This window comes from Aeromonas sp. FDAARGOS 1411 (assembly GCF_019047125.1).
Taxonomy (GTDB): Bacteria; Pseudomonadota; Gammaproteobacteria; order Enterobacterales; family Aeromonadaceae; genus Aeromonas; species Aeromonas veronii.
On sequence record NZ_CP077214.1, the window covers coordinates 4,074,856 to 4,096,127 of the forward strand.

Sequence of the window (21,272 nt, forward strand, 5' to 3'; positions counted from 1 at the left end):
TGATGAGTAAAGAAATCAAAACCCAGGTCGTAGTACTGGGTGCTGGCCCTGCCGGTTATTCCGCTGCTTTCCGTGCAGCCGATCTGGGTCTGGATACTATTATCGTCGAGCGTTACTCCACCCTGGGTGGCGTCTGCCTGAACGTGGGCTGCATCCCCTCCAAGGCGCTGCTGCACGTTGCCAAAGTGATTGAAGAAGCCAAGGCGCTGGCCGAGCACGGCATCGTCTTCGGTGCACCGCAGACCGACATCGACAAGATCCGTCTGTGGAAAGAGAAGGTTATCAACCAGCTGACCGGCGGTCTGGCTGGCATGGCCAAGATGCGTAAAGTTCAGGTTGTTAACGGCTTGGGTAAATTTACCGGCCCGAACACCCTTGAAGTGGAAGGTGCAGACGGCAAGACTACCGTGACCTTCGACAACGCCATCATCGCGGCTGGTTCCCGTCCGGTGAAGCTGCCGTTCATCCCCCACGATGACCCGCGCGTATGGGACTCTACCGATGCGCTGGAGCTGAAAACCGTTCCCGGCAAACTGCTGGTTATCGGTGGCGGCATCATCGGTCTGGAGATGGGTACCGTTTACTCCTCTCTGGGTTCCGAGATCGACGTGGTGGAATTTGCCGACCAGCTGGTTCCGGCTGCCGACAAAGACATCGTCAAGATCTATACCAAGCGCGTCGCCAAGAAATTCAACATCATGCTGGAGACCAAGGTCACCGCAGTTGAAGCGCGCGAAGACGGCCTGTACGTCTCCTACGAAGGCAAACACGCCCCGGCCGAGCCGGTTCGTTACGACAACGTGCTGGTTGCCGTAGGCCGTGTGCCGAACGGCAAGATGCTGGATGCCGAGAAAGCTGGCGTTGCCGTGACCGAACGCGGTTTCATCGAGGTGGACAAGCAGCTGCGTACCAACGTGGCTCACATCCACGCCATCGGTGACATCGTGGGCCAGCCGATGCTGGCACACAAAGGTGTTCACGAAGGTCACGTTGCCGCTGAAGTGATCGCCGGCAAGAAGCACTACTTCGACCCGAAAGTGATCCCGTCCATCGCCTACACCGAGCCAGAGATGGCATGGGTTGGTCTGACCGAGAAGGAAGCCAAGCAACAGGGCCTGAACTTCGAAGTCGCCACCTTCCCGTGGGCTGCTTCCGGCCGCGCCATCGCGTCCGACTGTTCCGACGGTATGACCAAGCTGATCTTCGACAAGGAGAGCGGCCGCGTCATCGGTGGTGCCATCGTGGGTACCAACGGTGGTGAACTGCTGGGTGAAATCGGTCTGGCCATCGAGATGGGTGCTGACGCCGAAGATATCGCGCTGACCATCCACGCTCACCCGACTCTGCACGAGTCCGTGGGTCTGGCTGCCGAAGTGTTCGAAGGCTCCATCACCGACCTGCCGAACGCCAAGGCCAAGAAGAAAAAGTAATTTTCTTCCCCGCTTGTCTAAAAAGCCGCTCGAATGAGCGGCTTTTTGTTTTCTCCTTGCTGCCCCGACTTCGACAAAGCCCAATATGCTAAAGATAGGTTTTGGCACGGATGAGAGAGGCACGATGCTAGAAGCACCCATTCCACCCGATGAGGCATTGCGGCTGGAAACCCTGCGGCGGCTCTCTTTGCTCGATTCCGAGGCTGAGGAGCGGTTTGATCGGCTGACCCGCATGGCCCGACGGGTGTTCAATGTCCCCATCGCGCTGGTAAGTCTGGTGGATGAAGATCGCCAGTGGTTCAAATCCTGTATCGGTCTGGAAGTCCGTGAGACTGCCCGGGACATTTCGTTCTGTGGCCACGCCATCATGGGCAATGAGACCTTTATCGTGCCGGATGCTTCGCAGGATCCCCGCTTTGCCGACAATCCGCTGGTGGTGGGCGGGCCCGGCATCCGCTTCTATGCCGGACAGCCACTGCGGATCGCCAACGGTTGCAAACTGGGGACGCTCTGTATCATCGATACGGTGCCGCGGGAATTGAGCGACGAGGATGTGGGGTTGCTCAAGGATCTGGCGGCGATGGTGGTGCGGGAGCTCGAAGCGGTGCAGCTGGCCACCATTGATGAGTTGACCATGATCTCCAATCGGCGCGGGTTCGTGATGCTGGCGGAGAAGAGCCTCTCGCTGGCCAGTCGCTTGCAGATGCCGCTGGCGCTGCTCTATCTGGATCTCAATGGCTTCAAGGGGATCAACGATCGGTGGGGGCATGCAGAAGGGGATCGGGCCCTGATCGCCTTTGCCACTCTGCTCAAGCAGGCTTTTCGGGGCGCAGACGTGTTTGCCCGCATGGGCGGCGATGAGTTCGCCGTCCTGTTGCCCAATGTGCTAGAGGCGCAGGCACAACTAGCCTATGAGCGTTTCAATGCCATGTTGGCCGAGCACAATCAGCACAGTGGTTGCGGCTATGCGCTGACCTGCAGCACCGGGATTGTCTGCTATGACGGGCGCGGCTGTGTCTCCCTGGCCGAGCTGCTCACCAGCGCGGATGAGCTGATGTATCAGCGCAAACGGGATGGCAAGGGCTGACTGCTATGCCGGATTAGCCGCCACCAAAACAACAGAGAGCGCCACGGCGCTCTCTGTTGTTGAGGACTCAGGTCAAGGTCGGGGTCAGAGCCGGAAGTTGCCGACCAGCTTGTCCAGCTGACCGGAGAGCTGCTGCAGGCTGCGGCTCGATTCGGTCAGCTGGTGGGCGATATCGGCGGTTTCCATAGTGAGCTGGTTGATGTCTTCCACGTTGCGGTTGATCTCGCCGACCACACTCGACTGCTCCTCGGTGGCGGTGGCGACCTGGATGTTCATGTCGTTGATCTGGGTGATATGGGCGGTGATCTGGCCGAGGGCGGCGTTGGCCTCATCGGCCTGGCTCACCACCTCCAGACTCTGGTTGCGCCCCTGCGCCATGGCGCTGACAGCGCGGGCACTTTGCTCCTGCAAGCGGTTGATCATCCCCTGGATCTCGGCGGTCGAGGCGGCGGAGCGGTTGGCCAGATTGCGCACTTCATCTGCCACCACGGCGAAACCGCGACCCTGTTCACCGGCGCGAGCGGCCTCGATGGCGGCGTTCAGTGCCAGCAGGTTGGTCTGCTCCGAGATGCTGCGGATGGTTTCGAGGATGCTGCCGATGGAGTCGGTCTGGCTCGCCAGCGACTCGATAACCCCGGCCACCTGCTCAATCTCGCCTGAGAGGTCGACGATGCCGTGGCGCGCCTGCGCTACCACTACTGCCCCTGCATCGGCCTGATCGTTGGCCTGTCTGGCTACTTCGGCTGCCAGCGAAGCGTTACCGGCGATCTCGCTCACCGTGGCCCCCATTTCGTGGATGGCGGTGGCCACCTGCACGGTGCGGTCACGCTGGGCAGTACAGTTGTGCTGGGTCAGCTGCGCCTTGTTGGCCACCTCGTTGGCGGTGGCCGCGAGCTGGCGGGAGTTCTCCGCCACCTGCTCGATGGAGCCGTGGATCTTGGCGACAAAGTTGTTGAAACCGGTGGCGACCTGACTCAGTTCGTCACGTCCTTCCACTTTCAGTCGCTGGGTAAGATCCCCATCGCCGCTGCCCAGCTCCTTGAACAGGCGGGCCAGCTCGTTGAGCGGGCGGCTGACCGAGCCTGCCAGCAGCATCCCTATCAGCCCCATGGCCAGCGCAATCACCAGCGAGATCATCAGGATCTCGTTGCGGGTCTGATCCAGCTCGGCATAGATCTCGGCTTGCGGCACCTGGGCCACCAGATACCAGTCGAGCAGCGGGATATAGCTGCTGGCCAGTACCATGGGCTCGCCATTGACTTCGGCGTTGATGACGGCAAAGGGGCGTTTGGCCAGCAGGCTGCCGGTATCACCGCTGGCAATGTTGCCAAGTGTGTCACGCTCGATGCGATTAGCCTCGGGGTGCAGCTTCACCTTGCCGCTGCCATCGACCATAAAGACGATGCCGCTCTCTTCCAGCCGGAAGTTGGAGACCATGGTCACCATGGTGTCGAGGGATTTGGCAAAGCCCGCCAGCCCGCGCCCGTTGAGCTGCTGGAAGTTGACGAACAGCTTCACCTCGCCGTTGCTCTCGCGGAAGATGCTGAGGGTCATCTCCTTCTGGCTCTTGGTGTAGTCATAGAACCAGGCGTCTTGCGTGGGGGTCAGGTTGCGCAGAAAGCCATCCTGGTTGTAGTAGGCAGCGGTCTGGCGATCGGCGAAGGAGGCGGTCACCAGACCATACTGGTTGGCCACATCCTTGAGCTGGTTGATGAGGATTGGCTCCTGCTCTTTGGGCATGCCCCGATCCACCCAGTCGAGGATGAAGCGGTCGGTGGCCAGTTGGCGGGCGGCCTGGGCGATGCCGTGGAGATCCTGTTCAATCTCCTTGCTGATCCGCTGGGTCAGGTTGGGGAGCTCCTGCTCGAACATCCGGTTTTCGATCAGTTGCTGGGCCGAGCGTTGACTGAAGTAGCCTACCAGTAGGCAGGAGACGACCACGGCCAGGGTGACCGTGGCCAGTATTTTCTGTTTAAGAGTGAGGGTTGCCAGCATAAAGGTGCTCAAAAGGTTGAGATTGACGACGCTCATATTAGCGGCAGCGCGGCGCTACCCATGAGGCTTGCAGCCCTTTATTTGCGGATTACGTTTGCGCTCACAGGGGCGGCGGCGTGCCCCTTCGCCATGCAGCACAGGCGGGATGCGGATTGACGGTTGCGCTAACTGCCGGGCCCCTTATAGTAGAGGCCATCCTTGGTGACTGACCCTCTGAATAATATGGAAAATATGATACGCAGCTTAGGTGCGGGATGGACCCGTCTGCTTTTGGTGATGTTGGCGGCGATGCCGCTGCTGGCTGTGGCGGCACAGGGGGAGCGCCCGAAGATTGCGGTGGTGCTCAGTGGTGGCGGCGCCAAGGGCTCGGCCCATATCGGCATTCTCAAGGTGCTGGAGCAGAAGCGTATCCCGGTCGACATCATAGTCGGCACCAGCATGGGCTCTTATGTGGCGGGGATGTATGCCATGGGGCTCAGTGCCGAGGAGGTGGAGCGCACCACTTTGGCCATCGACTGGAACAAGGGGTATCAGGACAAGGTGGGCCGCGACGAGCTGTCGTTGCGCAAAAAGCAGCAGAACGAGCAGTATCAGCTGCGCACCGACATCGGGGTGAATGGCGACACCACCCAGCTGCCGGACGGTTTCTTCCAGGGCCAATCCATGGCCAGCCTGCTGCGGGGGGCAACCTCCAACCTGCCGGTGCAGGCGAGCTTCGATGATCTCCCCATTCCCTACCGCGCTATGGCGACCGACATGGAGACGGTCACCCCCTTCGTGCTGGATCACGGCAGCCTAGCCAAGGCGATGCAGGCCTCCATGTCCATTCCCGGTGCCCTCAAGCCGGTGGAGTGGGAGGGGCACATCCTGGCGGACGGCGGCAGCGTCAACAACATGCCGGTGGATGTCGCCAAGGCGATGGGGGCCGACGTGGTGATCGCGGTGGATATCGGTGCCAAGCTGCGTACCCGGGAGTCCCTCAAGTCAGGGTTGGCGATGATTGACCAGCTCACCACCTACATGACCCAGGTGGGCACCGACAAGCAGAAGGCGCTGATGGGACCGAAGGATATTCTGATCGCCCCCGAGTTTGGCGATATGGGGATCGCCGACTTTGCCCGCATGCCGGAGGGGATCAAGATCGGTGAGACGGCGGCTGACAAGGTGTCGCTGCAACTCGATAAACTGTCGCTCACCAAGGCGCAGTACAACGCCTATCGCAACCAGAAGCTGAGCCGCCGTGCCGAGCGTAGCGGTCAGCCCGCCTACTTCATCGACAAGGTGGAGATCATCAACAAGTCGCGCCTCTCCGACGAGACGGTGCGCGCCATGCTGAAAGTGCGGCCGGACAAGGTACAGACCAATGAGAGTCTGGAAGCGGGCATTCGCCGCCTCTATGCCCTTGAGTCGTTCGATCGCATCACCTACGAGGTGGAGGAGCGTGACGGGGAGAACGTGCTGCTGGTGGATGCCAGCGAGAAGAACTGGGGGCCGGGCTACCTCAACTTCCAGTTCGGTTTCACCGATGACTTCGAGAACACCTCCAACTACAACGTCGGCATGTCCTATACCCTCACCAACGTCAACGAGTGGGGGGCGGAGTGGCTGACCGAAGCGTCTCTGGGCACGGCCAAACATATCAAGACCGACTTCTATACCCCGCTCGAACCCTCCCAGACCTTCTATGGTGAGGCGAGTCTGGCCTATGACCAGACCCTGCGCCGCCTGTTTTTCCCCAATCCGGATCCCGAGGCGGTTTCGATAAGCTATCTCGACTCCGAATACTCCTTCTTTAGCGGCGATCTGGCGGTGGGCTGGAACCGCCAGCCCTGGAGCAGGTTGTCGATGGGGCTGGAGGGACAACTGGGCACGATTGATGTGAAGAACTTCAAGGGGCTGGAGATGGATGCCACGGCGTGGGGCCCCTATGTCCGCTTTGAACACGACAATCTGGATAGCCTCTATTTCCCCTATCAGGGGGTGAAATGGGATATGAAACTGGGCCACTCCCATGTCAGTGTGGATGGACTTGAGTCAGCAGATGGGCGCAGTGAAGGCTGGAATTATCAGCTCTCGATGATCAAGCCCTGGTCATGGGACAGGCACAGCCTCAACTTGATCCTCGAAGGGGGTGGCTCGGGCAGTGAAGAGGTGGTGCCGCTGCATATTCAGGATCTGGGCGGGCTGTTCCGCCTCTCCGGTTTCCAGCGCTACCAGCTGAGCGGTCGCTACAGCCTGTTTGGTGGCCTGCGTTACATCTATCGGGTGGCAGACAATGACTTCGGTGCCCTCAAGATGCCGCTCTATCTGGGTGGATCTCTGGAGCAGGGCGGGGTCTGGAACAAGGGTGAGGATATCAGTCTGGAGAGCTCGTTTACCGCCGGGTCGGTTTATGTCGGGGTGGAGAGCTTCCTCGGCCCTGTGTTCCTCGGCTACGGCATGGCGGAGGGGGGCAATGACGTCTTCTATCTGCAATTGGGCAGTACGTTCGAATAATGCTGAATTGATGCCAATTTGTTAACTCTGGTTGAGGGCGTTCAATTAATTTTCAAAAAATACCAGCCTGTTTAATTGGTTACGATTTTGTGGTGAATAAGTAAACAGGGTTTGGATTTTAATTAGTCGTTAAAACTTATATAGTGGGGAGCACCCTACGGGGTGTCCCGCAAGGACGATCGCCGCGAGCGTGGGCGAACCCCAAAAAAAGACCAAAGAGGAATTAGTCGTGCTTGAAACATACCGTAAACACGTCGCAGAACGTGCCGCCGAGGGCGTGGTTGCCAAACCTCTGGATGCAGAGCAGGTCGCCGCCCTGGTTGAGCTGCTCAAGAACCCGCCCGCTGGCGAAGAAGACTTTCTGAAAGAGCTGTTGTCCTCCCGTATTCCCCCCGGTGTTGATGAAGCGGCCTATGTCAAAGCCGGTTTCCTCACCGCCGTCGCCAAAGGCGAAGCCCACTCTCCCATCCTGACTGCCGCCGAAGCTGTCGAGCTGCTGGGCACCATGCAGGGTGGTTACAACATTCAGCCGCTGATCGACCTGCTGGATCACGCCACTCTGGCGCCGCTTGCCGCCAAGGGGCTCTCCCACACCCTGCTGATGTTTGACTCTTTCCACGACGTGGAAGAGAAGGCCAAGGCGGGCAATGTCCACGCCAAACAGGTGATGCAGTCCTGGGCTGATGCCGAGTGGTTCCTCTCCCGCCCGGAGCTGGCCGAGAAGATCACTGTCACCGTGTTTAAGGTGACCGGCGAAACCAACACCGACGACCTCTCGCCGGCACCGGACGCCTGGTCCCGCCCGGACATTCCGCTGCACGCCCTGGCGATGCTGAAAAACGCCCGTCCCGGCATTACCCCGGACAAGGATGGCGCCGTCGGCCCCATCAAGACCATCGATGCTCTGAAAGAGAAAGGCTTCCCGCTGGCCTATGTGGGTGACGTGGTCGGTACCGGCTCTTCCCGTAAATCCGCCACCAACTCGGTGCTCTGGTTTATGGGCGACGACATTCCGTTCGTGCCGAACAAGCGCGCTGGCGGTGTCTGTCTGGGTGGCAAGATTGCCCCGATCTTCTTCAACACCATGGAAGATGCCGGCGCCCTGCCTATCGAAGTGGACGTCTCCAAGCTGGAAATGGGCGATGTGATCGACATCTACCCCTATGCCGGCAAGATCTGCAAACACGGCACCGAGCAAGTGCTGGCGCAGTTTGAACTGAAGACCGACGTGCTGATCGACGAAGTGCGCGCCGGTGGCCGTATCCCGCTGATCATCGGTCGCGGCCTCACTGACAAGGCCCGCGAAGCGCTGGGTCTGCCGTTCTCCACCGTATTCCGTCGCCCGCAGCCGGTGGCCGATACCGGCAAAGGCTTCACCCTGGCCCAGAAGATGGTGGGCAAGGCGTGCGGCGTGAAGGGCATTCGCCCCGGCACCTACTGCGAGCCCAAGATGACCACGGTCGGCTCTCAGGACACCACGGGCCCGATGACCCGCGACGAGCTCAAAGATCTGGCCTGCCTCGGTTTCTCTGCCGACCTGACCATGCAGTCCTTCTGCCACACCGCGGCCTATCCGAAGCCCATCGACGTGCAGACCCACCACACCCTGCCGGACTTCATCATGAACCGCGGCGGTGTGAGCTTGCGTCCGGGTGACGGTGTCATCCACTCCTGGCTGAACCGCATGCTGCTGCCGGATACCGTGGGTACCGGTGGTGACTCCCACACCCGTTTCCCCATCGGTATCTCCTTCCCGGCGGGCTCCGGTCTGGTGGCCTTCGCCGCCGCCACCGGCGTGATGCCGCTGGATATGCCGGAGTCCGTGCTGGTACGCTTCAAGGGCGAGCTGCAACCGGGCATCACCCTGCGTGATCTGGTTCATGCCATTCCCTACGCCGCCATCCAGAAAGGGCTGCTGACCGTCGAGAAAGCGGGCAAGAAGAACATCTTCTCCGGCCGCATCCTCGAGATCGAAGGTCTGCCGACCCTGAAGGTGGAGCAGGCGTTCGAACTGGCGGACGCCAGCGCCGAGCGCTCCGCTGCCGGTTGCACCATCAAGCTGGATAAAGAGCCGATCATCGAGTATCTGAAGTCCAACATCGTGATGCTGAAATGGATGCTCTCCGAAGGTTACGGTGACCCGCGCACCATCACCCGTCGCATCAAGGGGATGGAAGAGTGGCTGGCCAACCCGACCCTGATGGAAGCGGACAAGGATGCCGAGTATGCCGAGATCATCGAGATCGATCTGGCCACCATCAAGGAGCCGATCCTGTGTGCGCCGAACGATCCGGACGATGCCCGTCTGCTGAGCGACGTGGCTGGCGACAAGATCGACGAGGTGTTCATCGGTTCCTGCATGACCAACATCGGCCACTTCCGTGCCGCCGGCAAACTGCTCGAGAAGTATCAGGGCGAGCTGCCGACCCGTATGTGGATCGCACCGCCCACCAAGATGGACAAGGATCAGCTGACCGAAGAGGGCTACTACGGCATCTTTGGTCGCGTCGGGGCCCGCATCGAGATCCCGGGCTGCTCCCTCTGCATGGGCAACCAGGCGCGGGTAGCGGAAGGGGCCTCGGTGGTCTCCACTTCCACCCGTAACTTCCCGAACCGTCTGGGTAAAGGTGCCAACGTCTATCTGGCCTCTGCGGAGCTGGCAGCTGTTGCCGCCATCCTCGGCAAGATCCCGACCGTGGCGGAGTACCTGCAGTACGCCAAGGCGCTCGATGCCACTGCGGCAGATACTTACCGCTACCTCAACTTCAACGAGATTGCCTCCTACACCAAGAAGGCCGATGCGGTGATCCTGCAGCAAGCCGTTTAACGGAGTTCTTGCGCGATTTGCGCGATAAGAAGCCAATAATGCCGCGTATTTACGCGGCATTATTTATTTGTGTGTTATTCACCGTCTTTTTTGAGGATTGTTTGCACGATCCTTGCTAGAGAGATCCAACCACCTGTTTGGTGGTTCGTTTTATAAACGCTTTGGGTTATGTTGTTCGGTTATGTGCGGTAATGATGAGGCATCGTTATCGAGGGAAAGTGGATATCTGTTCACTGGGTGCTTGCGTTGGCAGGCCTGACGAATTGCGGCGTGGTTCTTTATGTTTCTGTTCAGGATCGATCTCTCCCGAACCGGGTTACGCTTCGGCGGTGCCTTGCTGGTCTTTACCCTGCCGCTGCTGGTGGGAGCTTGGCTCATCCACAGCAATTATGTGCAGGAGCTGAAAGCGGAATCCAGCGCCTCGGCCCACAAGGCCAGAACCCTGATGGAGTCGATGCTGGATCATGCGGAGCAGGCTAATCGCTCCGTGCTGCCCCTGGTGAATGCTCCCTGTCGCGACAACCTGCTGGTGCTGCGCAAGAAGGTCGCCATCGAGCCCTTCCTGCGTTCGGTCAATCTGGTACGAAACGGCATCATCAATTGCACCTCGCTGTTTGGTGAGGCCAATGATGCCGATGACGGCTCCATCTACACCGGCCGCAAGTTGCTGCTGATGAGTGGCAACCGGGTGCGGCAAAATCACCCGCTGCTGGTGGTGCGCACCGAGCAGGGTAAGGATGCCGCCTTGAGTGCCATCGACAGTACCCAGCTCAGTTTCATGCTCTCCATGAGCGGAAAATCCAGTGCGCTCTATCTGCAGGTGGGATCGGCCTGGCTCAATGAGTCTGGCCGCTATCTGAGCGAGGCGCCCACCCTCCATCGCGGGATCAGCCAGGCCCTCACATCATCCCATTATCCTTTCACCATCCATGCCGGTTATGCCATGCCGGTCTACTGGAAGTCGCTGTGGGCCGCGCGGCACGTGGCGCTGTCGTGGCTGGCGGTTTCCTCGCTTTTGCTGGCCTGGCTGGTGTGGTGGGTGCTGGGGCGTCCCGGCTCGCCAACAGATGAGTTGCGACGTGCCCTGCGGGCCAGGGAGTTTGTTCCCTACCTGCAGCCGCTGATTGCCAGCCACGACGGCAAGATGATGGGAGCCGAGGTGCTGATGCGCTGGGAGCATGTCAATGAAGGGGTGATCCGGCCCGATCTCTTTATCCCGCAAGCGGAGGAGTCGGGACTGATCGTCCCCATGACCACCCATATCATGAAGCAGGTGGCGACAAGGTTGAACCGCTCTCAGGAGCAGTTGCCCGATGGGTTTCATATCAGCTTCAACATCAGCGCCGCTCATTGCCACGATTTTGCCCTGCTGGCCGAGTGCCGCGCCTTCCTCGGCCACTTCCTCCCCGGCAAGGTGGTACTGGTGCTGGAGCTGACCGAGCGGGAGTTGCTGATGTCAGATCCCCAGACCCTCTCCCTGTTCCGCCAGCTGGACGAGATGGGGGTCAAACTCGCCATTGACGACTTTGGCACCGGCCACTCCAGCCTGGCTTACCTGCAGCAGTTCCATGTGGATTACCTCAAGATCGACAAATCCTTTATCGCCCGCATCGGTACCGAGTCGCTCTCGGAACATATCGTGGACAATGTGATCGATCTGGCGACCCGGCTCGGTCTGGCGCTGGTGGCGGAAGGGGTGGAGAGCGAGCGTCAGGCTGACTACCTCAGGGCCAAAGGGGTCGACTATCTGCAGGGATACCTGTTTGCCCGCCCCATGCCGCTGCGCCAGTTCTGCGAGGAGCTGCTGCCGGAAGAGGCACAAACCCGCCAGCCAGATGGGGTGCGAGGCATCCCGAATGCGACCTGATCTATCGGTGACAGACGGGCGGCCACGCTCCCGTCTGGCAGGGTAGGGGAGTGCTCTCTCCCTATCCCCCCTCGAGTGCAGGGGCTTGTTTTCCATGCCTTGTGGCTCGCTTTTCGGTAGAATCGGCGCTCATTTTGACGTCAGTAAAAGATGAGGCGCGGTATGACGGTTCAGTTCCAGGCATTTCACAGCATCAAGGCGATCGGTAATCGGGAGGTGCTGTTCAACTGGTCGAGAACCAATCCCCTCGGGGCGCTGGATCAGGTGTGGCGCCCGAAAACCCGCGACGATCTGCAGCAACTGCTGCGGGAACATCCCGAGCGCAAGCTGCGCCTTATCGGCTCCGGCCTCTCCTTCGAACCCATCCACAGCGTCTATGCCGAGGGCAGTCAGGCACTGCTGGTGGACTTGCACCACCTGCGCGGCCAGTTGGCCAAAACCGCCGATACCGTGACCTATCAGGCGGGGACGCCGCTCGATATCGTCTACGGCGATCTTATCGCCATGGAGCGGATGCTGCCGGCTTCCCCCGGGGTTATCGGCATCCAGACCCTGGGCGGCGCCCTCAGCACCGGCACCCACGGTCAGGGACTGCACCAGTCTGCCCTCTGCGATGCGGTAGAGGCCATGACCGTGATGCTGGCCAATGGCGACATCATCCGGGTGGATCGCACCGACCCGCGCTTCGGTGCCTTCGTGATGGGGATGGGGATGCTCGGCATCCTGCTCGACGTCACCCTGCGTACCGTACCGAACCGCATCATGCGCTGCACCAAGTTCACCACCGATTACCCCTTCCTCCTGGAGCACAACGAGCGGCTCAACCGCGAGCACGGCTTCGTGAAGAGCTGGTGGTTTGCCTGGACCGGCGAGAGCCACATCTGGCTGGTGGATCCCGCCTCCGATGAGGAGGTTGCCCGCTACCGCGCCGGTGGCAGCGAGCCGCTGCTGCTGGATGGCGATATCGACGCCCGCATGAACGCCACCATTGATGCCACCTTGCAGAAGATGGCGAAAGATACCAAGGATGAGGCGCTGGCGGGGGAGCACTTCGAGACGGTGCGCCGCTTCAAGGATGCCTCCGATCTGGTGGGCAACGTCTACCAAATTCTCTGCAAGGGGATCCCGGCCCCCCAGATCAACTGTGAGGTGGCGGTGCCGCTTAATCGCATGAACGAGGCGCTGGAGACCCTGCAAGCGTGGCAGCAGGCCAATCCGGGCGTGCTGCACTATCCCTTTATCCTGCGCTGCACCGGCCCTTCCGAGGCCTGGCTCAGCGCCGCTTATGGCCAGTCGGTCTGCTGGATCGGTTTTCTGGTCTATCTGGCGGCGGACGGCACCTTCGTCAACGGCTCCATGGATCAGATGCGCGAGCTGCAGCAACTGCTGGTGCCGCTTGGTGGCATCCCCCATTTCGGCAAGCACTTGGCGATGGATCTCTATGACTTCCCGGCCCTGCTGCCGCGCTGGAACGACTTCGTGGCGTTGAAAGCCGAGCTCGACCCCCATGGCCGCTTTGAAAACCGCTGGCTCAGCGACCTGTTTGCCAACCGGTAAGGATCTGACATGACCGATATGCAAGATACCCGTATCCCAGTGACCCTGCTGACCGGCTTTCTCGGCAGCGGCAAGACAACGCTGCTCAACCACTGGGTCAAGCAGCCGGAGCTTGGTGAGTGCGCAGTGCTGATCAACGAGTTCGGCTCGGTGGGGCTGGATCACCATCTGGTGCAACAGGTGGATGAGCAGGTGATGCTGCTCGACTCCGGCTGCATCTGCTGCTCGGTGCAGGGCTCTTTGGTGGAGGCGTTGCAGGGGCTGTTTATGAAGGCCATCCAGCGCAAGATCAAACCGTTCAAGCGGCTGATTATCGAGACCACCGGTCTGGCAGATCCTGCTCCCGTGCTTTTTACCCTGCGCGAAGAGGGCTTTATCGCCCAGCGCTACCGCTTCGATGGCACTGTCACCGTGGTGGACGCCGGCCATATCGAGCAGCAGTTGGCGGCTCAATATGAAGCGGTGAAACAGGTGGCGCTGGCGGATCTGCTGGTGGTGAGCAAGGGGGATCTGGTGGATGGCGAACAGCTGGCACGGGTCGAAGCCCAGCTGGCGGCCCTCAATCCGGCGGCCCCGATCGAGCGGGTGACCAATGGCGAACTGTCGCCAGCAGTGCTGGAGAAGCTCGGCGCCTACAACGAAGCTGCAGGGCGCGATGTGCGCCAGCTGCTGGCCTGGCTGCGCACCGAATCCCCCAAGCAGGGGCTGGCGTCACCCATGCAGCCGAAGATGCAACCGTTCGCCGCCAAGGTGGGCACAGCTGCGCCCACCCACTTCGAGCACGGCAACATCGAGAGTTTCTCCCTGCGTATCGGTGAGCCGCTCAAGCCCTCTCGCCTGCTGGCCGCCATCGATGCGGTGCAGGCCCAATACGGCAATGCCCTGCTGCGCCTCAAGGGGATCTTGCAGCTGGAAGGGGAGAGCCAGCCGGTGGTGATCCACGGCGTCCACGGCCAGCTCTATCCGCTGCAGGCGCTGGGCGACTGGCCGGAGGGCAAGGCCCAGTCCCGACTGGTGTTTATCGTGAAAAGTCAGGACAAGGCCGGTATCGAGCAGCTCTTTATGGCGACCCTCAAGGCCCCCGAGCCCACTCTGGAAGAGCGGCTCAAAGCCATGCTGGGTCAGCCCGACAACTGATCTTGCGCGTTGCAGCTCTCCTGCACCGGGTCAGGACGGCGACGGTTGAACAGCACGAACGCCACCGGCACAAAGTAGAACGAGAGCAGGGTCGCCAGCGCTGTGCCACCGGCGATGGCGATGGCAAAGGGGGGCCAGAAGCCGCCGCCCCCCAGCAATAGCGGGATGAAGCCGCCCACCGTGGTGATGGTGGTCGAGACGATGTGGCGGCTGCAACCGGCCACCAGATCGCGGATCTGCGGCAGATTGCCCTGTTGTGCCAGCGGGTCTGCCCTCAGCTCAGCCAGAATGACGATGGCGGCGTTGATGGCCAGCCCCATCAGTCCCAGCAGGGCGATGATCACCGTAAACCCGAAGGGGTACCCCAGCAGCCAGACCCACAGCAGCCCGAGCCCAGCCGACTGGATCGCCACCAGGGTGACGATGCCCGCCAGCCGGAACGAGTTGAAGCTGAGCACCAGCACGGCCACCAGCAGCACGGCGACCAGGCTGACATGGGCCATCAGATTGCCCACCGATTCATCCCGCTTGGCGGCTTCTCCGCCAAACTCCAGTCGATAGCCCGGCTGCAACGCCAGCGCCTTGGCGGCCAGCCTCTCTTTGACCTGCTCCAGCACGGTTTGCGGCAGTACGCCGACCGCCAGATAGGCCTCCAGCACATTGACCCGCTCACCATCCCGACGGCTGATCTCCCCCCAACTTGGCAGCAGCTCGGGAGTGGCCAGTGCCCGTAAGGTGAGATTGGCTACCCCTTGCTGGCCGGTGCCGGTGAGCGACAGCGGCACATTGAGCAGCGCATCCGGATCCTGACGCAAGGGCTCGGCCAGTCGCACCCGAACCGGGATTGACTCGGTGCCTTCCAGCACAGTGCCGCCCAACCTGCCATCCAGTGCGCCCGCCAGCCGGGAGGCAACATCGGTCAGGCTCATGCCTGCCAGTCGGGCGGCCTCCTCATCGACCTGCAACCAGAGTTTGGGGGCCCCTGCCTGCAAGGTGGCGCGGGTCTGCACCACGGCTGGGGTATTGGCGAGCAGACTGCGCAGCTCCTCTCCCAGACGGTGCAGCTGTTCAAGGTCGGGGCCAAACAGCCGCAGTTCGACCGGAGCATTGAAGGGCGGCCCCTGTTCCAGCTTGCGCACCAGGATCTGCGCTTCGGGAAATCTTGCATCGAGCCGCTGCTGCAGTTGTGGCATGAGCCGCTCGGCGGCATCGGCATCCTGCAGGGTGATCATCCCCTGGGCGTAATCGGCCCGCCCCTGTTTTCTGGGTACCAGGTTGTAGTAGAAGCTGGGGGCGTTGTCGCCCACCACCCAATCCTGGCGAACCAGCTCGGGGAGGCTGGCCAGCTCGGCGGAGATCCCCAGTGCCAGCTCGCGGGTGCGCGCCAGGCTCGCCTGTGGGGAGAGGCTGGCCTCGATGTGGATCATGTCCCGGTCGGCAGGGGGAAAGAACTGTTCGGTGAGGCGGCCCGCCACCCAGAAACCGAGCAGGGGCAGCAGACTGACCAGCAGCAGGGTTCGCCATGGGTGAGCAAGCGCCATGGCGATGCTCTGCTGGAAACGGGCGCTCACCCGGGGCAGGTGCAAGCCATCCTGATACCAGCGCCCCCCCTGGTCACTGCCAATCCAGCGGGCTGCGAGGCCAGCCACCAGGGTGTGGGCGATGAGGTAGGATCCCAGCAGCGAGCAGATCACCGCCCAGGCGATGCCGCCGACAAACTCGCCCGCCGGGCCCGGCATCAGAATGATCGGCATAAAGGCGAGCATGGTGGTGAGGGTGGAGCCTAGCAGTGGCAGCCAGAGGTGGCCGATGGCTTCCAGTGCGGCGGCACTCATGGCCATGCCGTGACGGCGCTGATACTGCACCCGATCCGCCATGACGATGGCGTTGTCCACCATGATCCCGAGCGCCACCACCAGACCGGTGACCGACATCTGGTGAATGGGCAGATTGATCAGGTTCATGCAGGCGAATGAGAACGCTACGGTAAGCGGCAGCGACAGGGCCACGATAATGGCGGCCTTGACTCCCAAGGTCACCAGCAGCACAGCCACTATGATGAGGAAGCCCTGCACAATGTTGATGAGCAGGGTGTCGAGCCGCTGATCGGTATAACGCTGCTGATCGAAGCTGGTGACGAGGCCGATATTATCCGGCAAGTCCTGTTGCAGCTTGGCCAGCATGGTATCGACCCGTGCCGACCAGAGGTCGATGCGGTGATCCTGTGCCATGCGCAGGCCGACCACCACGGCCCGTTCACCATTGGCAAAGGCCAGCTGGCTCTCCGGCTGGTGCAGGGTACGTCTTACCTCGGCCAGATCGCCAAGGCGCAGGGTCTGGCCCTGCTCGCCGGTACGCAGCGGGATCTGGCGGATCCGCTCCAGGGTATCGAGGGCACCGCGGATCTCTACCTGAAAGCGATTGTGGCTGCCCTGCAACTCGCCGGCGGCCACTTTGGCATCGGCACCGCTCAGCGCCTGGGCAAGCTGTTCGCCACTCATGCCGCTGGCACTGAGGGCGAGGGGATCGAACCGCACCTCGATCTCCTCCTGCGGTGCCCCGACCCGCTCGACGTATTCGGTACCCGGCAGCTGGCGAGCCCTGCGTTCCAGCTCGGCGCTGTAGCGGGCGAGGCGATCCAGCTGCGGCTGGCCCGGCCCGCGCCAGACCACATTGACCAGCCGGGTGAAGGGGTAGCCCTTCTCGTCATCCAGCTTGGGGGCACTGGCGCCGGCTGGCAGCACGGCGGCCAGATCTGCCAGCCGATCACGGACTCTGGACCAGACAGGTTCGACATCGCTGACCTCATCCTTGAGCTCCAGATTGATGATGGAGAGGCCGGGGCGAGAGCTCGACTCGATCAGCTTGATCTCGCTCTGGGCCCGCAGCCGGTTCTCGATAGGCTCGCTCACCAGCGCCTCCACCCGTTCGGCGCTGGCCCCGGGGAAGTGGGTAACCACGCTGGCAAAACGGCTGGTGAGCTGGGGATCTTCGGTTCTGGGCAGGGTCTGCAATGCCGCAAGGGCGGCCGTCAGCAGCAGCGCTACCGTCAACAGCAGCAGGCGGCCATTCTCGATAAACGGGCGGATCATGACTGTGGCTCCGGATGGCCTGCCTGATGATCCATGCTGGTTGTCAGGGTGACCTGCTGGCCCGGCACCAGTTTATGCAGGCCATCGGTCACCAGCTGTTCCTGTCCATTCAGGGCACCACTGATCCAGGCCCGCTCGCCATCTTGCTGCAGCAGAGTGACGTCCCGACTGACCACCCGGGGTGGCGTTTCGTCGTTGAGCAGATAGAGGGTCCAGCTGCCGCGCAATCCCTGTGTCAGTGCGGTGAGCGGCACCTCGTAGGCGCGGGTGGGCTCGCGGGTCTGATGCAGCAGGGTGATCAGTTGCCCCTCTGCCAGTTGTTCGCCGCCCCGGGTCAGCTGGAAGCGGGCGGTGCGGGTGTGGGTCTGCCCGTCCACTTGTACCCCCAGATTAAGCAGGCGCCCCTCCAGTGATTGCGCACCGCTTTGCAGGGGGTAGTGTTGGCCGACGATCAGGGACTCGGCCTGTTTCACCGGCACGCCGATATCGGCCTCCCACTGGCCGCTGCGGGTCAGGGAGAAGAGAGGCTGGCCTGCGGCCACCACGGCCCCCAATGCCTGCTCGCGGCTGACTACGATCCCGTTGAAAGGGGCGCGCAGCTGTGATTTCTCCTGTTTGACCCGGTTGGCTTCGAGAGCGGCGGCCAGCTGGTTGGCGCTTGCCTCCAGCATGCGGACTTTGCCTTGCTGTTCATCCAGCGCCTGACGGGAGCTGAACTGCTGCTGGCGCAGGGCGGTGAGTCGATCGAGCGTCTGCCGGGCAAGGGTCAGCTCGGCCTCGTTCTGGGCAGCCCGGGCAGCCAGCTCTTTGGCTTCCACTGCCAGCAGCCGGGTGTCCAGTGTGGCCAGCAGTTCGCCAGCCGCGACCGGCTCTCCGCGTCCCTTGTGCAGAGTGGCGATCCGCCCTGCCAGCTCGAAGCCTATCTGGCTGTGCTCGGGAGCGATCACCCGGCCATTGAAACGGTGCAGCACCGGGTAGTGATCGCTGGCTTGCAGCGGCTGGGCGATCACCCGGGTCAGGGCGGGTGTTTCTTCTGACTCTGTGACCGGGCTGCAGCCACTCAGTAACAGCGCCAGCAGGATTAAGCAAAGTGTCATGACATCATCCTCTGGTTGACATAACATCAAATCATACCGGTGAGTCTAGTTTTTCGGAACTAGACTGTCCAGTTTGATTGTGGAGGAAAAATGAACATTTCACCCCGTAGTCAGCAGAAGCGGGCTGCGATCCTCGATGCTGCCGGGCGGCTCTTCTGTCAGCACGGTCTGCATCTGGTCAGCATGGACATGGTGGCCAGTGAAGCGGGCGTCTCCAAGCAGACGGTCTACAGCCATTTTGCCAACAAGGAGTCGCTGTTTGCCGAAGCGGTGGGCAGCAAGTGCGTCAGCAGCGAGCTGATGCCGGAGGTGTTGCTGCGTGGCAACAATGTGCGGGAGAGTCTGATTGCCTTTGGCCGCAGCTTTCGCAAGTTGATCCTGAGCGATGACGCCATCAATATCTTTCGCACCTGCATCAGCTGCAACGATGCCCAGCTGGCCACCCTTTTTTTCGAGGCGGGCCCGCTCTATGTGACCGAGATGCTGTCCAACTGGCTGGAGCAACAAAAGCAGCAAGGCCTGCTGTGCCATCAAGACAGCGAACAGGCCGCCTTGCAGCTGTTGCTGATGTGGCAGGGCAAGGAGCGCATGCTCCGTGAGCTGGGTCTGCCGTTGACCCAGAGCGCTGCCGAGCAGGATGCCTGGACCCTGAGTTGTGTCGATCTCTTCCTGACCGCCGCCGCTCCCCCGCAAAAATAATGGAGGTGGCAATGAGCCACACAGTGACAGATGCCCAGCGCAAGTGGCTGCCCCTGCTGGCGGCGGTCGGTTTCTTTATGCAGGCGCTGGATGGCACCATTCTCAACACCGCCCTGCCCAGCATGGCCGAGACCTTGGGAGAGAGCCCGCTCCAGATGCAGTCGGTGATCATCGCCTACATGTTGACGGTGGCGTTGCTGATCCCGGCTTCCGGCTGGCTGGCTGACAGATTCGGCACCCGCCGCATCTATCTGGCTGCCATCTCGCTCTTCACGCTCGGCTCGCTCGCCTGTGCCGCCTCCAATTCGCTCTCCATGCTGGTGGCTGCCCGTGTGCTTCAGGGGATTGGCGGTGCGCTGCTGATGCCGGTGGGACGGTTGGCGGTGCTGCGGGTTTATGACAAGCACGAGCTGCTGCGGGTGATGTCGTTTGTCACCATCCCGGGGCTGCTCGGCCCGCTGATGGGGCCGGCGCTCGGTGGCTGGCTGGTGGAAGTGGCGAGCTGGCACTGGGTATTTCTCATCAACCTGCCGGTGGGGTTGCTCGGCTTTATCGCCAGCTGGCACTTTATGCCGGAGCTGCGGCAGCAGACCGCCCGGTTCGACTGGCAGGGCTTTGTGATGTTCAGCGTCGGCATGGTGCTGGTGTCGGTCGGCTTGCAGGGACTGGGGGAGCACAGCATCTCCACCGGTTGGGCGCTGTTTGCACTGATCTTCGGCTTGGCGGCGATGGCGAGCTACTGGCTCTATGCCGCCAATGCACCGCAGCCGCTCTTTAGCCTGAGCCTGTTCAAGACCGCCACCTTTGCCATCGGCATCTGGGGCAACCTGTTTGCCCGCCTCGGCAGCGGCGCTATGCCCTTCCTCACCCCGCTGTTTCTGCAGTTGGGGCTCGGTTTCTCCCCGAGCAAGGCGGGGATGACCATGATCCCCACCGTGATTGGCGCCATGCTGACCAAGACGCTGGTGAACAAGCTTATTCCGAAGGTGGGCTATCGCCGCATCCTGATCGGCAACACCCTGCTACTGGGGGCGATGATCGCCAGCTTCTATTTTATCGACAACCAGCTCCCCTACGGGGTCTTGCTGGGCTGGCTGGCGATCTTCGGCGCCATCAACTCGCTACAGTTCTCCGCCATGAACACTCTCACGCTGCAAGATCTCAGCCCGACCCTGGCCAGCAGTGGCAACGGTCTGCTCTCGGTGGTGATGCAGCTCTCCATGAGTTTGGGGGTGGCGATTGCCGCCAGCCTGCTCGGGCTCTTCTCGGCGGGCACCTCAGCGGCCAACGGCCAGTGGCTGGCCGGGTTCCACCTTACCTACCTCTGTGTCGGGCTGCTCTCCATGCTGGCGGCGCTGATCTTCGCCCAGCTGGCGCGCGATGGGGCTACGCCGTCGGCGCGGGCAGATAGCTGACCTCGCAGGGAAGCTGCGCCAGTACCTCGGCCAGATGCTCGGTCGCCAGCAGAAAGGTCTGCTCCGGGTGGCCCGGAGTCCAGGTGAAGGCGGTGTGGTTGAGCAGTTGCGGATCCACCAGTAGCGGAATATCGGCGCGGGGCAGGAAGGGGCAGACCGCCCCCGGCAGGCAGCCAATCTCCGCCTGCATCTCTTCGGCGGTGCAGATGGAGGGCTTGGCACCGAGTGCGGCCTTGACCGCCTTGTTGTCGAGCCGTCCGTCCCTGTGGGTCAGCAGCAGGGCGAAGCGGCCATCCTTGAACTTGAGAAACAGGGTCTTGCTGAACTCAGCCTGCCAGCCGAGGCGGGCCTTGACCTTTTCATCGGTGGCGTAGTCGAGAATAGGTTCATGCTCATAGCGCTGGTGGGGCAGTTCGGCCAGCAGCTGGCAGTTAAAGTGGTGAATGGTATCGAGTGGCATGGGGTTCTCCTGTAGTGGGCGCTATCCTGCCAGCCTCGCAGGGTCAGGCCCAATGACACTTTCTTATCCGTGATAAGCAACCCTGTCCGTGGAAACAACAAGGGCGCCGTGAG

Annotated in this window: 13 protein-coding genes; 9 read left to right on the forward strand and 4 right to left on the reverse strand. The window is 61.7% G+C overall.

Translation table 11 applies throughout. From position 1 onward, the window contains the following. Nucleotides 1–2 precede the first annotated feature (2 nt). Together lpdA and I6L41_RS18560 are read left to right on the forward strand one after the other, a co-directional pair. Entirely contained in the window at nucleotides 3–1,430 is a 1,428-nt protein-coding gene (gene lpdA / locus I6L41_RS18555; RefSeq protein WP_005336123.1) for a dihydrolipoyl dehydrogenase, read from the forward strand. 124 nt (nucleotides 1,431–1,554) lie between these two features. Continuing rightward, nucleotides 1,555–2,517 carry a sensor domain-containing diguanylate cyclase gene (locus tag I6L41_RS18560; RefSeq protein WP_201958487.1) on the forward strand — a complete coding sequence of 321 codons (963 nt, stop codon included), beginning with the start codon at nucleotides 1,555–1,557 and terminating at the stop codon, nucleotides 2,515–2,517. 84 nt (nucleotides 2,518–2,601) lie between these two features. On the opposite strand, the gene I6L41_RS18565 is transcribed toward I6L41_RS18560, so the two are convergent. After that, a complete protein-coding gene (locus tag I6L41_RS18565) occupies nucleotides 2,602–4,512 on the reverse strand; it encodes a methyl-accepting chemotaxis protein (protein ID WP_216960564.1) in 1,911 nt (636 codons plus the stop codon). Between the two features lie 222 nt (nucleotides 4,513–4,734). On the opposite strand from I6L41_RS18565, the gene I6L41_RS18570 reads away from it, so the two are divergent. From I6L41_RS18570 to I6L41_RS18590, 5 genes are all read left to right on the forward strand, one after another. Next, a complete protein-coding gene (locus tag I6L41_RS18570) occupies nucleotides 4,735–7,008 on the forward strand; it encodes a patatin-like phospholipase family protein (RefSeq protein ID WP_216960565.1) in 2,274 nt (757 codons plus the stop codon). A 229-nt stretch (nucleotides 7,009–7,237) separates the two neighbouring features. Further along, the gene (gene acnB / locus I6L41_RS18575; protein ID WP_043821991.1) at nucleotides 7,238–9,835 is read left to right on the forward strand and encodes a bifunctional aconitate hydratase 2/2-methylisocitrate dehydratase; all 2,598 of its coding nucleotides are present in this window, start codon (nucleotides 7,238–7,240) and stop codon (nucleotides 9,833–9,835) included. A gap of 280 nt (nucleotides 9,836–10,115) precedes the next feature. Further along, the gene (locus I6L41_RS18580; RefSeq protein ID WP_005355079.1) at nucleotides 10,116–11,702 is read left to right on the forward strand and encodes an EAL domain-containing protein; all 1,587 of its coding nucleotides are present in this window, start codon (nucleotides 10,116–10,118) and stop codon (nucleotides 11,700–11,702) included. 162 nt (nucleotides 11,703–11,864) lie between these two features. Next, nucleotides 11,865–13,259: a D-arabinono-1,4-lactone oxidase gene (locus tag I6L41_RS18585; RefSeq protein WP_216960566.1), complete on the forward strand. Its 1,395-nt coding sequence runs from the start codon at nucleotides 11,865–11,867 to the stop codon at nucleotides 13,257–13,259. A 9-nt stretch (nucleotides 13,260–13,268) separates the two neighbouring features. Next, nucleotides 13,269–14,396: a GTP-binding protein gene (locus tag I6L41_RS18590; RefSeq protein WP_216960567.1), complete on the forward strand. Its 1,128-nt coding sequence runs from the start codon at nucleotides 13,269–13,271 to the stop codon at nucleotides 14,394–14,396. Here the strand turns inward: I6L41_RS18590 and I6L41_RS18595 are convergent. Continuing rightward, nucleotides 14,381–17,488 (reverse strand): efflux RND transporter permease subunit, encoded by a 3,108-nt coding sequence (locus tag I6L41_RS18595; RefSeq protein WP_216960568.1) that lies wholly within the window; start codon nucleotides 17,486–17,488, stop codon nucleotides 14,381–14,383. The two genes, I6L41_RS18590 and I6L41_RS18595, sit on opposite strands and share 16 nt — an antisense overlap. After that, nucleotides 17,485–18,585: an efflux RND transporter periplasmic adaptor subunit gene (locus I6L41_RS18600; protein WP_040068952.1), complete on the reverse strand. Its 1,101-nt coding sequence runs from the start codon at nucleotides 18,583–18,585 to the stop codon at nucleotides 17,485–17,487. Before I6L41_RS18600 ends, I6L41_RS18595 begins: the two co-directional genes overlap by 4 nt. A gap of 90 nt (nucleotides 18,586–18,675) precedes the next feature. Between I6L41_RS18600 and I6L41_RS18605 the strand changes: the two genes are divergently transcribed. Together I6L41_RS18605 and mdtD are read left to right on the forward strand one after the other, a co-directional pair. Further along, the gene (locus I6L41_RS18605) at nucleotides 18,676–19,284 is read left to right on the forward strand and encodes a TetR/AcrR family transcriptional regulator (protein ID WP_005355070.1); all 609 of its coding nucleotides are present in this window, start codon (nucleotides 18,676–18,678) and stop codon (nucleotides 19,282–19,284) included. A gap of 11 nt (nucleotides 19,285–19,295) precedes the next feature. Further along, nucleotides 19,296–20,699 (forward strand): multidrug transporter subunit MdtD, encoded by a 1,404-nt coding sequence (mdtD, locus tag I6L41_RS18610; protein WP_216960569.1) that lies wholly within the window; start codon nucleotides 19,296–19,298, stop codon nucleotides 20,697–20,699. On the opposite strand, the gene I6L41_RS18615 is transcribed toward mdtD, so the two are convergent. Further along, nucleotides 20,671–21,159: a YbaK/EbsC family protein gene (locus I6L41_RS18615; RefSeq protein ID WP_005336108.1), complete on the reverse strand. Its 489-nt coding sequence runs from the start codon at nucleotides 21,157–21,159 to the stop codon at nucleotides 20,671–20,673. The genes mdtD and I6L41_RS18615 overlap by 29 nt on opposite strands. Nucleotides 21,160–21,272: the final 113 nt, after the last annotated feature.

Bases quoted from the DNA above. Each gene is read 5' to 3' on its own strand.
- lpdA (WP_005336123.1), top strand. From the start codon at position 3: ATGAGTAAAGAAATCAAAACCCAGGTCGTAGTACTGGGTGCTGGCCCT.
- I6L41_RS18560 (WP_201958487.1), top strand. From the start codon at position 1,555: ATGCTAGAAGCACCCATTCCACCCGATGAGGCATTGCGGCTGGAAACC.
- I6L41_RS18565 (WP_216960564.1), bottom strand. From the start codon at position 4,512: ATGCTGGCAACCCTCACTCTTAAACAGAAAATACTGGCCACGGTCACC.
- I6L41_RS18570 (WP_216960565.1), top strand. From the start codon at position 4,735: ATGGAAAATATGATACGCAGCTTAGGTGCGGGATGGACCCGTCTGCTT.
- I6L41_RS18580 (WP_005355079.1), top strand. From the start codon at position 10,116: ATGTTTCTGTTCAGGATCGATCTCTCCCGAACCGGGTTACGCTTCGGC.
- I6L41_RS18585 (WP_216960566.1), top strand. From the start codon at position 11,865: ATGACGGTTCAGTTCCAGGCATTTCACAGCATCAAGGCGATCGGTAAT.
- I6L41_RS18590 (WP_216960567.1), top strand. From the start codon at position 13,269: ATGACCGATATGCAAGATACCCGTATCCCAGTGACCCTGCTGACCGGC.
- I6L41_RS18595 (WP_216960568.1), bottom strand. From the start codon at position 17,488: ATGATCCGCCCGTTTATCGAGAATGGCCGCCTGCTGCTGTTGACGGTA.
- I6L41_RS18600 (WP_040068952.1), bottom strand. From the start codon at position 18,585: ATGACACTTTGCTTAATCCTGCTGGCGCTGTTACTGAGTGGCTGCAGC.
- I6L41_RS18605 (WP_005355070.1), top strand. From the start codon at position 18,676: ATGAACATTTCACCCCGTAGTCAGCAGAAGCGGGCTGCGATCCTCGAT.
- mdtD (WP_216960569.1), top strand. From the start codon at position 19,296: ATGAGCCACACAGTGACAGATGCCCAGCGCAAGTGGCTGCCCCTGCTG.
- I6L41_RS18615 (WP_005336108.1), bottom strand. From the start codon at position 21,159: ATGCCACTCGATACCATTCACCACTTTAACTGCCAGCTGCTGGCCGAA.